The 15559-nt window shown below is 66.0% G+C and carries 16 protein-coding genes; 8 read left to right on the forward strand and 8 right to left on the reverse strand.

The features are described 5' to 3' along the window. Window positions 1–24: 24 nt before the first annotated feature. The 3 genes from B0T44_RS22440 (at window position 25) to B0T44_RS22450 (ending at window position 2304) form a co-directional block, all read left to right on the forward strand. Window positions 25–774, forward strand: coding sequence for an SDR family oxidoreductase (locus tag B0T44_RS22440; protein WP_077115743.1), 750 nt, complete (start codon window positions 25–27; stop codon window positions 772–774). 20 nt (window positions 775–794) lie between these two features. Beyond that, complete coding sequence (locus B0T44_RS22445; protein WP_077115742.1) at window positions 795–1196, forward strand: PaaI family thioesterase; 402 nt, start codon at window positions 795–797, stop codon at window positions 1194–1196. A gap of 295 nt (window positions 1197–1491) precedes the next feature. Continuing rightward, the gene (locus B0T44_RS22450) at window positions 1492–2304 is read left to right on the forward strand and encodes an SMP-30/gluconolactonase/LRE family protein (protein WP_081512537.1); all 813 of its coding nucleotides are present in this window, start codon (window positions 1492–1494) and stop codon (window positions 2302–2304) included. Between the two features lie 52 nt (window positions 2305–2356). On the opposite strand, the gene B0T44_RS22455 is transcribed toward B0T44_RS22450, so the two are convergent. Continuing rightward, complete coding sequence (locus tag B0T44_RS22455; protein ID WP_077115904.1) at window positions 2357–2815, reverse strand: PaaI family thioesterase; 459 nt, start codon at window positions 2813–2815, stop codon at window positions 2357–2359. A gap of 46 nt (window positions 2816–2861) precedes the next feature. Further along, window positions 2862–4241 carry an MFS transporter gene (locus tag B0T44_RS22460; protein ID WP_438269037.1) on the reverse strand — a complete coding sequence of 460 codons (1380 nt, stop codon included), beginning with the start codon at window positions 4239–4241 and terminating at the stop codon, window positions 2862–2864. A gap of 327 nt (window positions 4242–4568) precedes the next feature. Here B0T44_RS22460 and B0T44_RS22465 point away from each other — a divergent pair, with 327 nt between their 5' ends. The 3 genes from B0T44_RS22465 (at window position 4569) to B0T44_RS22475 (ending at window position 6437) form a co-directional block, all read left to right on the forward strand. Then, complete coding sequence (locus B0T44_RS22465; protein WP_077115740.1) at window positions 4569–5447, forward strand: bile acid:sodium symporter family protein; 879 nt, start codon at window positions 4569–4571, stop codon at window positions 5445–5447. Between the two features lie 24 nt (window positions 5448–5471). Next, window positions 5472–6080, forward strand: a complete 609-nt coding sequence (locus B0T44_RS22470; protein WP_077115739.1) for a TetR/AcrR family transcriptional regulator — start codon at window positions 5472–5474, stop codon at window positions 6078–6080. 156 nt (window positions 6081–6236) lie between these two features. Then, on the forward strand, window positions 6237–6437 hold the full coding sequence (locus B0T44_RS22475; protein WP_077115738.1) for a hypothetical protein: 201 nt from the start codon (window positions 6237–6239) through the stop codon (window positions 6435–6437). A gap of 102 nt (window positions 6438–6539) precedes the next feature. Here B0T44_RS22475 and B0T44_RS22480 read toward each other — a convergent pair whose 3' ends face one another. Next, a complete protein-coding gene (locus tag B0T44_RS22480) occupies window positions 6540–7367 on the reverse strand; it encodes a mycofactocin-coupled SDR family oxidoreductase (protein WP_077115737.1) in 828 nt (275 codons plus the stop codon). A gap of 462 nt (window positions 7368–7829) precedes the next feature. On the opposite strand from B0T44_RS22480, the gene B0T44_RS22485 reads away from it, so the two are divergent. Further along, window positions 7830–8927, forward strand: coding sequence for a cytochrome P450 family protein (locus B0T44_RS22485; RefSeq protein ID WP_342749217.1), 1098 nt, complete (start codon window positions 7830–7832; stop codon window positions 8925–8927). A gap of 38 nt (window positions 8928–8965) precedes the next feature. On the opposite strand, the gene B0T44_RS22490 is transcribed toward B0T44_RS22485, so the two are convergent. The 3 genes from B0T44_RS22490 to B0T44_RS22500 all read right to left on the reverse strand — a co-directional run bounded on the left by B0T44_RS22490 (window position 8966) and on the right by B0T44_RS22500 (window position 12170). Continuing rightward, window positions 8966–10537, reverse strand: a complete 1572-nt coding sequence (locus B0T44_RS22490) for a bifunctional phosphatase PAP2/diacylglycerol kinase family protein (protein ID WP_077115735.1) — start codon at window positions 10535–10537, stop codon at window positions 8966–8968. Between the two features lie 98 nt (window positions 10538–10635). Next, window positions 10636–11139, reverse strand: coding sequence for a peptide-methionine (S)-S-oxide reductase MsrA (gene msrA / locus B0T44_RS22495; RefSeq protein WP_139347747.1), 504 nt, complete (start codon window positions 11137–11139; stop codon window positions 10636–10638). Between the two features lie 215 nt (window positions 11140–11354). Further along, complete coding sequence (locus B0T44_RS22500) at window positions 11355–12170, reverse strand: class I SAM-dependent methyltransferase (RefSeq protein ID WP_077115733.1); 816 nt, start codon at window positions 12168–12170, stop codon at window positions 11355–11357. Between the two features lie 455 nt (window positions 12171–12625). Here B0T44_RS22500 and B0T44_RS22505 point away from each other — a divergent pair, with 455 nt between their 5' ends. Beyond that, window positions 12626–13246, forward strand: coding sequence for a hypothetical protein (locus tag B0T44_RS22505; RefSeq protein ID WP_077115732.1), 621 nt, complete (start codon window positions 12626–12628; stop codon window positions 13244–13246). A gap of 67 nt (window positions 13247–13313) precedes the next feature. Here B0T44_RS22505 and B0T44_RS22510 read toward each other — a convergent pair whose 3' ends face one another. Together B0T44_RS22510 and B0T44_RS27315 are read right to left on the reverse strand one after the other, a co-directional pair. Beyond that, entirely contained in the window at window positions 13314–14018 is a 705-nt protein-coding gene (locus B0T44_RS22510) for a hypothetical protein (protein WP_077115731.1), read from the reverse strand. Between the two features lie 1304 nt (window positions 14019–15322). Next, window positions 15323–15559 (reverse strand): hypothetical protein (locus B0T44_RS27315; protein WP_176219231.1); only part of this gene is annotated, 237 nt, incomplete at its 5' end.

A 15559-nucleotide genomic window follows, 5' to 3' on the forward strand; every position in this document is an offset into this window, starting at 1 on the left:
TTCAACAGTCGCTATGGTCGAGGAATGACGCGCAGCAGAATTCTGATCACCGGCGCCAGCTCCGGGCTCGGGGCGGGTATGGCGCGCGCCTTCGCCGCCCGCGGCCGAGGCCTGGCGCTGTGCGCCCGCAGACGGGAACTGCTCGAGCAGTTGCGCGCGGAGCTGACCTCGGCCCACCCCGAGATCACCGTCGCCGTGCGGGCTCTCGACGTCGACGATCACGCTGCCGTCCCCCGGGTGTTCACCGAGTTGCGCGACGAACTCGGCGGGCTGGACCGGGTGATCGTCAATGCGGGAATCGGCAAGGGCACCCCGCTCGGGACCGGCCGCGCCAGGGCGAATCTCGCGACGGCAACCACGAATTTCGTCAGTGCCCTGGCGCAGGCCGAAGCGGCCATGGAAATCTTCCGAGAGCAGCGCGACGGGCATCTGGTGCTCGTCTCGTCGATGAGCGCCGTGCGCGGCCTGCCCGGCAGCAAAGCCGCCTATTCGGCGAGCAAGGCCGGGCTGGCCACGCTCGGGGACGCGCTCGCCGCCGAACTGGTGCACTCGCCGATCGCGGTCACCACGCTGCTGCCGGGCTTCATCGCCACCGACATGTCGGCTACAGCGGGTGATGCTCGTATGGTGGCGCCGCTGGACAAGGGTGTCGCGGCGATGGTTACCGCGATCGAGAAGGAAAAGCCGCGTGCCTGCGTTCCTGTCGTGCCGTGGCGGCTGCTCGCTCCGGTCCTGCCGCGGCTGCCGCGTTCGGTGGTGGCCCGGCTCGGCTGATCATCGGGCAGACTCGTCTCATGATCGATGAGACGGGTACCGAGTTGTTCCACCGGTCCATGCCGTTCGCCGCGCGGCTCGGTATCGAAGCGCTCGAACACGGCCCCGCGCTGGTGCGCAGCAGGCTCGCCTGGGACGAAAGCTTGTGCACGCTGGGCGGTGTGCTGCACGGTGGGGTATTGATGTCGCTGGCCGACGCTACCGCCGCCGTGTGCGCCTTCCTGAATCTGCCCGAAGGCGCCCACGGCACCACCACGGTGGAATCGAAGTCGAATTTCCTGCGCGGTATCCGGTCCGGCTACGCCATCGCCACCAGCACCCCGCTGCATTCCGGGCGCCGTTTCGTTGTGGTGGAAACCGAAATCCACGACGACGCCGAGACACTCGTCGCGAAGGTGACCCAGACCCAAGCCGTGCTCTGAACCAACCCCGAACAGCCGCTGCGGCAACCTTTCCGCGAACTTCGCGATGGCGGATTTCCTCTTGCCACGGGCTTGCGGGGGCGTTGCCCGGCATCCTACGATCCCGCTGATTCGGGTTCATCACTTCGAAGACAGGATTGCCTTGCCGAACGCGCAACCGGGACACCGTTTTCCGCGCCGCCGACCGCTCGGACGACGCTTCCTCGCCGGATCGGCCGCCGCCTTCGTCGCGGTAGGGGCAGCGTTGCTTGGTCCGGCGCCCGCTACGGCCGCGCCGACACCGTGTCCGCCCGCCATGGTTTCCACCGCCGTGGCCACCACGGTGCCGCTGCTCGACTGGTCGGAAAACCTCGGCTTCGACGCCGCGGGCAATCTCTGGGTCTCCCGGGTCTTCCGCAATGTGGTGGAACGCTACGACACCGCAGGCAACCTCACAGCGAGCGTCCCCGTCACCGCACCGGGCGCGGTGCGCCTCGGCCCGGACGGCCTGCTGTATGTGAACTTCGGCAACATCACCACCAGCACCCTGCTGCGCACCGGCGGCGTGGTCCGCTTCGATCCCGATGCCGAGAACCCGGTGCCGGAGGTTTTCGTCGACCGGATCGGCATGGCCAACGGCGCAGCCTTCGACGCCGACGGATACCTGTACGTCACCGACACCGGCGGCGGCATCATGCGCATCCGCCCCGACGGCACCGTCGACACCGAATGGACCTCCGCAGCACCGCAGGACGCCGGCCTCAACGGCATCGCGGTACACGATGACGCCCTGTACGTAACCCTGCTGACCAGCCCGACGGGCCGCGTCCTGCGGGTCCCGATCGCCGACCCCGCCCAGTCGACGGTGGTCGCCGATCTGTCACCAGGACCGCTGATGCCGCCCGCGCTGCCCGACGATCTGGTACTCGGCCCCGCCGGACAGCTCTACGTCGCCACCGCGACCGGGCGCCTGGTGCGCATCGACCCGGAGACGGGATCCACCTGCACCATCGCCTCGACTCAGCCCATCACTGCGCTCGCGGTATCAGCCGGCCAGAACCCGGCGGTGTTCGCGGGCACCGAAAGCGGTGACGTCCAGCGAATCCAGCTGGGCGGCGAAGCGAGCTGACCGGAGACCGGCCGAGGCACAGCTGCGCGGCCGCCGTAGCTGTCGAAGCTACTTACCGTGCGCGCAGCTGGTAAAGACCTTCGGTTTCGGCGACCACAACGCCCTCGGCGTCGGTCACCACCGCGCGCAAGGTGAAATCGGCTTTCCCGTTGGCGGTCGCCTCCGCGACTATCCGCTCGATTTCCTCGTCGCTGAGCGCGGCTTCGGCCCGCACATCGGTTTTCGCCGGTTTACGGAAGAAGATGTGCAGATCCTTGACCAGCGGATAGAACTGCGCGTTGTCGAAGGTCGCCACGGCGATCGCGCCGCCGAGAATCTCTGCGACGGTGAACAGCACACCGGCGTACATGACACCGAAATGGTTGCCGTTCCCGGCAACGGGCACCGAGGTGGCCGCGAAACCGCGCCGCACCTCCTGCGCCTGCACGCCCATATTGTGGGCAACCGGGATGGTGTGCTGCAGCGCGGCGTTCACCACGTCGGGCAGCGGCGGGATATCGACATCGTTCATGGAACGGTGCAGTCCTTTCTTTCGCACCCGGGGTGTTCCGGTGCGCTCAGGCGGGGGCGGGTTTGGCAGTGACCGGCAGCTCGTCGGTATTGGCGTCGGGCACCTGGGTGCCCCGCAGCGAGGTCCCCGCGGTTTCCCGCAGGAACGCCCAGGCGATCAACCCGACGAGCGCGGCGCCGACCATGTACATCGCGGGGAACAGGTCCCAGCCGGTGGACTCGATCACGGCCTCGTTCACCAGTGGAGCGGTGCCCCCGAACGCGGCGGTGGACACGTTGTAGCCGAGCGCGAAGCCCGCGTACCGCACATGGGTGGGGAAGATCGCGGGGAACGTCGCGCTGATCGTCGACAGCTGCGGCACATAGAACAGGCCGAGCACGATGAAGCCCACGATCGCCCAGCCGGTTCCCTGCCGCATCAGCCAGTACATCGGGACCGCCAGCACCGCGAGTCCGATCAGCGAGCACAACCACATCGGGCGGCGTCCCACGCGGTCGGAAAGCCTGCCGAAGAACGGCACGCAGGCCATCATCGCCAGCTGACCGATCAGCATCATCGCGGTCGTGGTGGATTCGCCGACGCCGATCGTGTTCTGCAGATACGTCGGCTGGTAGGTGAGCAACGTGTAGTTGGCGACGTTGAGTGCGAGGACCAGGCCGCCGAGGGTCAGCAGTTCACGCCGGTAGGTGGTGACGACCTCACGCAGTCCGGCAGGCGGGGTCGGTTCGTCGGACTCCGACACCTCGGTGAACACCGGGGATTCGTCGAGTTTGGCGCGCAGATACCAGCCGATCAGGCCGAGCGGGATGGCCAGCAGGAACGGGATACGCCAGCCCCAGTCGTACATCGCGTCCGAACCAAGGACCAACTGACAGGACAGCACCACCGCAGAGCCCGCGACGAACCCGCCGAGGGTGCCGAACTCCAGGAAGCTGCCCAGGAATCCACGTTTGCGGTCGGTGGCGCATTCGGCCAGGTAGGTGGCCGCGCCGCCGTATTCGCCGCCGGTCGAGAAGCCCTGCACGACACGCAACAGGATGAGCAGCACCGGGGCGAGCCAGCCGACCTGGGAATGCGTCGGCAACATGCCGATCAAGCCGGTCGCGGCGGCCATCAGCAGGATCGTCGTCGCCAGTACGACCTTGCGGCCCACGCGGTCGCCGAGCGGCCCCCAGATCGCGCCACCCAACGGGCGCAGCACAAAGGACACGGCGAAACCGAGCATCGTGCCCAGCGTGCCCAGTTCCCCCGGGAAGAAGGCGGCGGTCAGATACGTCGCGGTCGCGGCGTACACGCCGTAGTCGAACCATTCGGTGGCATTGCCCATCGCTGACGCGGCGACCGACTTGCGAACCACCGCAGGCTCAGGCTTGCGGATCTCTGCGGGCTGTGATTCCTGGGATGCTTGGGGCCCCTGGTCCGTCACGAGCACGTCCTCTCCAGCTCGCCGACCCGACCCTCCCGATCCGACTCGGCCAAGATTCGTTCCGCCTGCCGGTCACAAATACCGGAAGGCCTCGACACGAAAAGAAGCAATACCCGGGTACGCACCGGCTCAAACCCCACAACCCCGGCACTGCGGTGGAACCAACCCGCCCTGAGCAGCCCTTTTCCCCGCTATTGAGACAGTGATCACATACTAGCCGACACGGTGCTCGCGCCCTGACCGTAGCCGTTGCGGGTGCGTGGCGCACGAGCTGACTTGACGACGCCGACCCCACCGGGCGAAACTCGGCCGTCGAAAGGATGGGGGATGGGTTCCACACTTTTCGCGGTCGCTTTGCCGCTGGCGCTCGGGATCGTCATGTTCGGGTTGGGGTTGACCCTCACCCTGGACGATTTCGCCCGTGTCACCCGTTACCCGAAGGCGGCGCTGGTCGCGCTGGCCTGCCAGCTGCTGGTGTTGCCTGTTATCTGTTTCGGTCTGGTGCACCTGTTCGGTCTGGACGGGGCACTCGCGGTGGGCATGATGCTGCTGGCCGCATCCCCCGGCGGGACGTCGGCGAATCTGTTCAGTCATATCGCCGGGGGCAATGTCGCGCTCAACATCACGCTGACCGCGATCAACTCCGTGCTCGCGGTGTTCACGCTGCCCGTCGTGGTGGGCCTGTCGTATGCGGTGTTCCTCGACGACGGCGCAGCCATCGGCCTGCAACCGGGTAAGTTCGTGCAGGTCTTCGCGTTGGTGCTGGTGCCGGTGGCGGCCGGAATGGCGGTGCGGCGCGGTTTCGAGGGGTGGGCGCTGCGGATGCACACAACGGTGAAGATCGCCGCCGCGGTAGTGCTGGCATTGGTGGTCGTCGCAGCGCTGGTGTCGGAGTTCGACGCGTTCACCGAGCACGTCGGACAGCTCGGGGCGATCGCGCTGCTGCTGTGCACCTGCAGCCTGGTGATCGGCTACCTGGCTCCCCGGGCGTGCGGAGTGGTGCGCGAGGACGCCATTGCCTCGGGGATGGAGATCGGCGTTCACAATGCAGCCCTTGCCATCGCGGTCGCGGTGACCGTGCTCGGCAATGAGACGATGGCGGTGCCCGGCGCGGTGTACGGGTTCTTGATGAATATCCCCGCCGCGATCGCGACATATCTGTTCGCCCGATCCCGGCGCACCGAATCCGCGCCCGTCTCGGCCTGAGCCCACTGCACGAGAGGAGCCACGGTGGTCAGGACCGCCGACCATGCTGAACGGCGCGCCCAAATCGCCGATGCCCTGGTGCGGGTGGCGGGCCGCGACGGCCTGCACGCGGTGACCATGCGATCGGTCGCTGCCGAGGCCGGTGTGTCGCTTCGCCTGGTGCAGTATTACTTTCAGAACAAAGCGCAGCTACTGGTCGATGCGTTACGGCATCTGGAACAACACAGCCACGAACGCTGGGCGCAGCGACTCGCAGGCCTGCCCGATCCCCCACCCGCCCGCGCGGTGGTCGAAGCGTTCCTGGCGGAGGCGTTGCCCACCGACGAACCCAGCCGCGTTTTCCACCTGGTCGGTGCCTCCTACGGTGTCCTGGCAATGACCGATCCCGAACTCGCCGAACAGCCGTTCATCAGCGGTATCAACCGCCTGGAGCATCAGCTCGCCGAAGCCCTCACCCGCGCCGAAGCCGCAGGCGAGCTGGTAGCCGGAGCCGACCCTGCGCTAGAAGCCACCCGGTTGGTGATGCTCAGCCACGGGCTCGGCACCAGTGTTCTGGTGGGTCAGCGCAGTGCCGAGGCGGCGCGGGAAGTCCTGCGCTATCACGTGAACAGACTGTTCGATGAGCATCAATGAGCAACAGCCTTGAACCACACCGTTTTCCGCGCTCTTACCAGTGCAGATACGATTTGTTCACCGCAGCGGCGATTAGCCAGGACAACCCCGGGTAGTGCCTCAGATGTGGCCGTTGATGCGGCCAGTACAGGTAACCGATTGGGAGGAGAGCCCACAATGGCAGATCCGAACAACCCCGGACAGTTTGGTAATCGCAACGACACCGAGGAGCAGGCCCGCAAGGGTGGCGAAGCCAGCACCGGCAGCTTCGGTCAGTCCAACTCCGCAGACCCGGCCCGCGCGGGACGCGAAGGCGCGCAGGCACAACCGGCCGAAGCCAAAGCCAGGGGCGGTGAACACAGCCACGGCGGCAGGTGATCGACTGCTGCGACGGGGCCGAGCGGTGCATCCGCTCGGCCCCGTCCATGTCGGCGTCGTCTGTTTCGCGTGATGTCTCGCCGAAGAGGAGCCCCGCGGCGGCTACAAAGAACCTCCCGCGTCGAGCAATTGGGTGGTGCCGGTGATGTATTTTCCGGAGTCCGACACCAGATGCAGCACTGTCTCGGTGACATCCTCGGGTTCCAACGCGACGACCGGTAGCCGGTTCAGGGTGCGGGCTGCTTCTTCGAAGTCTCCCCGGGTAGGGTTCTCCAGATCGGGGCGGAACAGCCGGTAGGTCGCGTCGTTGAGGATCATGCCCGTCGCCACCGTTGTCGGGTGGACGGTGTTGACCCGGATGCTATGCGGCGCAAGTTCTTTCGCCATCACCTTCATCAGCATGACCAAGCCCGCCTTGGCTGCCGCGTAGTGGGCAACATTTTCGTTGGCGTACACCGCGGCCAGGGAACTCGTGATCACGACAGACCCGCCACGCCCGCCGTCGATGATGTGCGGCACCGAAGCCTTCAGCGACTTCCATACTCCGGTCAGGTTGATATCGATCATGTCCTGCCAGGTGTCTTCGCTCATATCGAGCGTCGGAGCGGGGTTGGAGATACCCGCGTTGGCGACCACGATATCCAGTCGGCCGAATGTGTTCACCCCTTCTTCGACCACTGCCGCCAGCGCGGCGTACTGGCGCACGTCGGCATCGCGGGCGATGATGCGCTGTCCCTCGGCCTCGACCAGCCGCGCCGTCTCCGCCAGATCATCAGCGGTGGCCAGCGGGTACGAGATGCTCTCCACCGGCTTCGTGGTATCGACCGCGATAACATCGGCCCCTTCGCGTGCGAACCGCACCGCGTGGCTGCGACCCTGCCCCCGGCCCGCGCCCGTGATGAATGCGACCTTGCCGTTCAACTTGCCCATGGTGCTTCTCCGTTTCGAGACGAACGCTGCGACGCCGGCCGGTTCTACAGCCCGCAGTCACGCCCTCGGCGGTCCGCGTCGGCGCTGCTCTACCCGCCGTCATTCATTAGTTTAGTGAACAAAGCCTGCATAATCGCTCGAATCTGAAACAATACACATTCGAAATAGCGGTGAGTTGCGCACGAAACTTTCCAGGACACAACGTCTTTCGTTGCTTTATGATCCGGGAGCTCATTCAGCAACCTCCGGCCTCGATGACGCAGCCGGGCAGCTCCACCAATCGTTTGCGCCGACATCCACCAACCGCGCTTGGAGTAGGTTTTGACCACGCCCTCGGATCCTGTGCCCCATCACACCTCCCCCTTACCTGACGAAGAGCACCGGGTATCGTTGCACTCGCCCGAGTTCGCCGCCGACCCCCACCGCGCCTATCGCGAAATGCGTGCCCGTTACGGTCCTTTGGTGCCGGTAGAGCTGGCCCCCGGTGTTCCCGCGACACTCGTGGTCAGTTATCGCACGGCACTGCGGATCCTCAACGACCCCGATCGTTTCCCGTCCGACCCCCGAATGTGGGAAAAGGACATTCCCAGTGACTGCCCCGTCCTACCAGTGCTGCAATGGCGCCCCAACGCGCCACGCAACTCCGGCGCCGACCATGCCCGCTATCGGGAGGCCAACGCCACCGCCCTCGGCAGCGTGGATCTGCACGCCTTGCACCACACCGTCGAACAGGCCGCTGTCCCGCTGATCAACACGTTCTGCACCGACGGCTCTGCCGACCTGGTGAGCCAGTACGCCGCCCCTCTCACCTTCAATGTGATCAACGCCATGCTCGGTTGCCCGCCTGAGATCAGCAAAAAGGCGGCTGCCGCAACAGCCGCTATCTTCGACGGTGTCGACGCCGAAGAAGGCAACCGTTTGTTCGGCGAGGCCGTGCTCGAACTGGTCCGATCCAAACAGGACGACCCCGGCGACGACATCACCACCCGGTTGCTGCAGCACCCGGCCCAGTTCGACGAACTGGAAATGCTGCACCAGGTGCTGTCCCTCTACGGCGTCGGTATGGGACCACTGCAAAGCCTCATCATCAACACCTTGCGCCTCATCCTCACCGACGAGCGTTTCGGGGCCAACGTGCTCGGCGGCGCCCTCTCACCTCGCGATGCCCTCGACGAAGTTCTCTTCGAAGACCCGCCCCTGCCCAACGCCAGCGTCACCTATCCTCGTCAACCCATCCTCATCGACGGCGCCTGGTTGCCCGCCCATCAACCCGTCGTGGTCAGCCTCGCCGGCTGCAATAACGATCCCGAAATCAGCACCGGCGACCACTTCGGCAACAGAGCCCACCTCTCATGGGGCGCGGGCCCGCACGTCTGCCCTGCTCAGCCCGCCGCTTATCTGATCGTGCAAGACGCCATCGATCAACTACTGGACGCCCTACCGGAACTGCGGCTCGCGGTCTCGCCAGAGGAACTCATCTGGCGTCCCGGGCCACTGCACCGAACCCTCACCGAGCTTCCGGTCACCTTTCCCGCGTCCCCGCCGTTGCCCCTCCTCTGATTCGCGGTGCCGGGCACATGCCGACGACTCCCGCCCACTCAACCGGCGCGGCTGATGCGGAATGCATCGCGCAGCCAGGGCGCCCTGCGGTGATGGGGGCGGCTACGGTTCACCCAGAGGGGGTTGGATTCGTCGCGGCGGTAGACCGCGAGCTGGCCTGCCATCGAAAAGCGCAACCGACTGCCCTTGCCGATCACCTCGCCGTCGGTGGCCAGCGCCTCCGGAGCAGGCAGGTGCACGAGCAGTTCGGGTAGCTGGCGTTCACCGTAGACCTTGCTGTGCCCGATCGCGGCCAGCAGCAGCGCCACCACCGCGCGAGAGCGGGACCAGCGCAGGTCGGCGCGCAGCCAGCGCACGTCGAGCAGGCCGGAGTCGAGACGGTCCCGGAAGGCGGGCACAGCGCCGTGCGGGTGATAGGGCCCGTTGCCGACGAACAGGAACCACACTCGCTGCCAACGCTCGTCCAGATAGATTTCGAGCGGCTCGGCCCGATGCAAGGTGACCACGAGCGCCGCAGCGAAGGCGGGCCATTTGCCCCAGCGGGACTGCCATTTCTCGCGCAGCTGCACCAGGTCGGGGTAGGAGCCGAGGCTGGCGGTGTTGATCAGATGCCTGGTGTGCGTCTCGGTGTCGTCGCCGTATTCGACGCTCGCGATATCGACCGCAACCGCCTCCCCTGCGCCGGTAGCGTCGATCACCTCGCGCAGATCGTAGACACCGAGGTCGCGGGCGAAATGGTTGAGCGTGCCCGTCGGGATGACGACCAGCGGCAACCGGTGACGCAGCGCGACCGCGGCCACGGCGGCCACGGTGCCGTCGCCACCGGCGACGCCGACCGCAACGATCGGCTCGTCGTGCTCGGCGATGGCCCGCTCGAGTTGTTCGGCACAGTCGATATCGGGTCGTGTACGCAGCACGGTGGCGGCGGGCAGGGCCGCGACGACGTCGTCGGTGGGATCGTAGTTCGGGTCCCCGGAAACCGGGTTAACCATCACCACAAGGCCTTTGCCTTCCACCAGTACGGGCACCTCACGGACAGGACGGGCCTGCGCCTCATCCGATTCCCGCACGGGCCACCACCGCCGAGTAGCCAGCGCGATACCGGAACCGACAGCCGCACCCACGAGCACATCCGAACCCCAATGCACCCCGGTATGTACCCGGGAATAGGCGACAGCCGCGGCCAGCGGGGCGACGACCAAGGCGGTGCGCGGGCTTTCCATGGCCACCGCAGTGGCGAACGCGGCCGCCGTGGCACTGTGCCCTGAAGGGAAGGACGAAGAAGCCGGTGCCGGGACCAAGCGCCGATGCTCCGGTATCCGGTCGGCGGCCGGTCGGCGCCGGGCGAACAACGTTTTGAGGCCCACATTGGCAACCAGACTCGCCCCGGCGACGGAGACCACACCGCGCATCGCGGCCCGCCGCGGCGTTCCCTTGCCGGTGGCGAGCAGCGCGGCGCAGGCCAACCAGAGGGCGCTGTAATCAGCGCTGCTGGTCAACCTCAGCAGGCCACGGTCGGCCCGTGAATCGGGCAGCGCGGCGATAGCGTCGCCGACAGCTCGATCGAATCGCCCGACCCTGTGAAACTTCCGGCGCGCCCAGCTACTCACGCGCTAGACACTACCGATCGCCACAGTGCCCTCGCGAACCACAGGACCGCAGGACGTTTCGGCTCCGAGCATGAGGACGAGGGAGACAGCCCGCCTCGCTACTCGGTGGCCTGCCGCTTCGGCAGCTTCCAGCCGGGGCGCGGGAAGTGGCAGGTGTAGCCGTCGGGGTAGCGCAGCAGGTAGTCCTGGTGCTCGGGTTCGGCCTCCCAGAATTCACTCGCCGGGGTTACCTCGGTGACGATCTTGCCCGGCCACAGGCCTGAGTCTTCGACATCGGTGATCGTCTCCAATGCGACCCGCTTCTGGTCATCGTCCAGATAGAAGATCGCCGAGCGGTAGCTGGTACCGATATCGTTTCCCTGGCGGTTCTTCGTCGTCGGGTCGTGGATCTGGAAAAAGAACTCCAGCAGCGCCCGATAGTCCGTCTGCGCCGGGTTGTAGCTGATTTCGATGGCCTCCGCGTGGCCGGGATGGTTGCGGTAGGTGGGGTGGTCGTTGTGCCCGCCGGTGTAGCCGACCCTCGTCGAGAGCACTCCCGGCTGTTTACGGATCAGGTCCTGCATGCCCCAGAAGCATCCGCCGGCCAGAATCGCCTTGCGCATATCGGTCACGCTTCCTCCTTCGTCCTGGTCATTATCGGCCCTATGTACAACCCGCCCTCCGGTCCGGAAAATCCGCCGCTGGCGTGGCGACCGTTCGGGCCGCGGCGTGTAACGCGACCTCTACCGTGCCGTACCTGCGTCTTCGCCGCTGTGCGCGGTATCCGCCGCCGGGCGCGACCGGATCGTTCCGCAGCAGTCGAGAAACGGGCTTCTGCTCAGGCTCGGCGCGCCGTGACCAGCAGGTACTCCCATTCCATCCGCCCGTTGCCGAGGTCGTGCTCGGCGGCCAGCTCCGCCAGTTCCTGATCCAACTGTTCGGCCCGCTCCGGCTCGGCGGCCAAAGCCCGGTACACGGCGATGGTGGGGCCGTAATTGGTCTTGAAGAAGTCCCGGAATGCGGCGGCGTCGGCGAAACAATCGACCACCGCGCGCTCACGACGCATCTCCAGCCCGGCCACCCGATCGCCCAGCAGTGCTCTGACGTGGTCTTCTTCACCCCACAGCGGCGGCGGTTGCGCACCGGGGGGCGGCGGTGGGGCGAACGGTTTCATCCTCGCGAACATCTGTCCGATGAAGCCGGTTGGCGTCCAGTTGATGAGCCCGATCGTCCCGCCCGGTCTGGTAACCCGGACCAGTTCGCTCGCTGCAGCCTGGTGAAACGGCGCGAACATGACGCCGACGCAGGAGAGGACGGCATCGAACTCGGCCTCGGCATAGGGCAACGCCTCGGCGTCGGCCGGTTCCCAAACCAGATCTACCCCGGCTGCAACCGCGTTACGACGGCCGATCTCGAGCAGCTCCGGTGTCAGATCGGTGGCCACGACCTCGGCGCCGGTTTCGGCGGCGGGTATGGCGGCGTTCCCGGAGCCGGCCGCGACATCCAGCACGCGCTGCCCCGGGCCGATACCACAGGCGCGAACCAGACGCAGGCCGAGTTCGGGAATTACATCGGCGGCGACGCGTGGATAATCACCCAGCGCCCACATGGCCCGGTGTTTGGCCTTGAGATCGCCGGATACGGACTGGGTCATCGGAGCACTCCCTCGGTCGTGGTCGGTAACCTCACGTCTGCTTACGTCGCGTAAACCCCTCCGGTTCAATCATCGAAAACACCGGTCTGCGACGCCGGGGCCTATGCGAGGCGGGTTCATCTCTCGCCGGCGGTGCGCGGGTATCGGTAATCGTCATCGCGTCCCCGAGGGGCAGGGCCCAACTCACACGCCGACCTCGCGCTACTGTGCAACCCCACGTAGCCCGGGTGGGTTGCTCACCGCGGTCTGGGATCCAGCCACCGACAGCGCCCCTCGGCTGTACATACGGGCAATCCGAATGTGATACAGCCGCCTCCTACCGTGGAAGACGTATGCAAAGCTGTGCCGAGCGAGCGAAACGGGCGCCGAAACAGATACCCGGCAGCCGATTCGCTGCGGCCCTACACTCGACGCACACGCATGCTCTCCACGGAGGTGATCGGCGGTTGAATCCCATGGATCCGCGCGACCAGCACACCGCACGTTACGAAGCCGGTTACCAGCCGGGGAACTACCGTGATCCCAGGTACAACCGGGATCACGGATACAACCAGGACTCCGGGTACGGCCAAGACCACGGATACAGCCAGGACCACGGATACAGCGGATACCAGCAGCCCGATTTTCCGGACCGGCAGCCTCGCCCGCAGCAGGGGCCGGACATCAACATCGGCATGTTCGCCGGCGGTGTGTTCGCGACAGCGGTGGTAACCGCGCTCGCAGCCTGGCTGTGCGCCTGGATCATCGGCATCATCGCCACCCGGGCGACCGAGAGCGGCCGGTTCGGGGTGTGGAACCCGATGGCCCAAGACGCGTACTGGTTCGCGGTGGTGGCCTTCCTCTGCGCGCTGCTGGCCGGGGTGCTCTGGTACCTACTGCGCCTGGGCACCCCGTCGCCGGAATTGTTCTTCGGCTGGATCGTGGGCATCCTCACCGCGGCGGCGGTGATCATTCCGCTGGCACTGTCCAGCGACCTCTGGGTGGGTATCTCCACCGGGATAGAACATCTGGTGATCGGACTCCCGATCCTCAGCCTGGTGCGGATGGTGGGTGCCAAGAGCATCGTGTATCCGTGAGGACCCCGCCGCGACCCGGCGCCGCGCTCGTCGCGAGCAACAAACACCGGTTTCCGAGAGCATGCCGTCAGGCGTTCTCGTTGTCGCGGCCGTTGAGTGTGAAGTTGTAGGTGGAATAGCGGGGGAAATCCGACCCCGCATCCTCCCAGCCGTAGTTGTATCGGCCGATGTGATTGAGGCGGATACTGCTGTCGGCCATGATCCGGAACCCGCTGCGGCGTGCGCGCTCGCAGAACGCATAGTCTTCACCCAGGTACCAGTGGTTCTCACCGTCGGGCATGACCATCGGCAGGAAGTACGGCACGGTGGGGCGACCGAACTGCTTATTGCAGATCGGTAGTTTCTCGTGCTCGAAGATCGTCTCGTACACGGTCCGCTGCGTGTAGAGGAACCCGGTCGCGGCGTATTTGATCTCCATCAGGCCGCCCCCTTTGCCGAAGACGATCCGCTTGGTGCCCGGCAGCACATGGCAGGCCAAGGCACGCTTGCCCTTCTTCGGGTAAATCCCGCACACCACGGGAAGATTGTGCTCGCGCAACCGATCCACAGAATCTGCATCGAAGCCGACGTCCGAATCGATCCACATCAGGGCGTCGAAGCCATCCTGCAGCGCATCCGTAGCCATCTGGCTGCGACCTTGATCTATCGCCGCATAGCCGGTGACGCAACGCACCGTGTAACCACGCTTTTCGAGCTCGTTGAGCGCGCGGGCGAATCCGAGGTCGAGATCTCTACCGAGGGGAACGAGTACGACGCAACGGGACGGGTCCATGGTGATCTACTCTCCATCAGGTCTGCGGCGAGTGCTGCTGCTCGGCACCGGCCTGCACCGCTTCGGGCCTCGATATCGTAGGCGCGTAGAGCGGATACGGCCGGAGACATGGAGTGGCTGAGCCCGCAGACCCGCCAGCGGATCTGCTCGTCCGTCGTCGACGGCGTGACCGTGGCAAGCATCTCGACAGCCACAAATGCATCTACTGTGTCCAAAAGACACTGACCGTACTGTCCCCTATGAGAGCCCGGCAACTTCCCAGAGCCGGGTATAGCTGAGAATTGGGGCTGTTTCGAAGGAAAATTTCGGCGCCGAGCTGTGTACTGGTATCGCGGGACTTGGAGTGATGGGCGGTGAGTCGGGTACTTTCAAGCGATCAGGGCGAGCGCGCTTATAGACAGCGGTATCTCATGGCGCCGGTTCCTCGTCACATGGCGTCACCGCGAATCGCCCTCCCCGAAGCCCGGACACCACGGACGGCGTCTCCTGCCGATGAGGGACCCGTCAGCCGTGACCGTCGAGCCACAAGGCACCTGCCAAACGCGAGGCAGTAGGGCGCGAGCTCTATTGCTTAGGAACCCATGTCGAAACTAGCTGATCTAGCCAAGGCCGCAGGCGAACGATTAGGCGCCTGCGTCGACTCTGTGGCTCCGTCCGTCCGGAACACTTGGCAGAATTTTTTCAATCACCTTCGCGGTACTGCCAATACCCATAGCGGCAACGACGTCGACAACCCAATCAGCGGGGCGTCGCAACCTCCGGATCCCGTCAGCGGGCCCACCAGCCCCCCAAGCTCCAACCCCGGCGGGGTTCCTCACACTGGTGACGTACGCGTCGCCCCTCTCTCCCCTTCCCCCTCCAGCTCCGACACATCTCCCCCGCCGCGACCCGAAGCTCCCAGCACCGGCTCCACCACACCGACCGATACCAGCTCGCCTCTCAGACCTTCCCGGCCCGGCACACCTCCCCCACTTTTCGGAACCAACACGCCTCCTCCCAGGCCTCCCCGGCCCGGCACACCTCCCCCACTTTTCGGGACCAGCACGTCTCCCACGCCTGAGCCCTCCGGCACCGGGATCATCTCCAGCCGCGGCCCCAACGCCGACAGGCCAGACGAGCAGGTCTGGCCCCCCACGAACGACGCCTCTTCCTCCCCCGGCAACGGCGACAACCCCGACCCCACCAACGGCAATACCGGACCCGACACCGCCACCGGCAACGACGGCAGCCGGAATAACCCGTCGGGGGAACAGAGTGACCGGTCGCAGGACGACCCATCGTACCGAGTCGACGACGATGGAGGATCATTCGTTTCCACCCGCCCCGACCCCACCGACGGAACCGACGGCGGCAGCCCCGATACCAACACCGGCAACGACGACGACAACAACAACCCCGATACCAGCGGCAACGACGACGACAACAACCCCGGCACCAGCGGCAACGGCGACGACAGCCCCGGCACCAGCGGCAACGGCGACAACGACGACAGCCCCGGCACCAGCGGCAACGGCGACAACGACGACAGCCCCGGCACCAGC

The sequence above is a fragment of the Nocardia donostiensis genome (genome assembly GCF_002081715.1).
GTDB lineage: Bacteria > Actinomycetota > Actinomycetes > Mycobacteriales > Mycobacteriaceae > Nocardia > Nocardia donostiensis.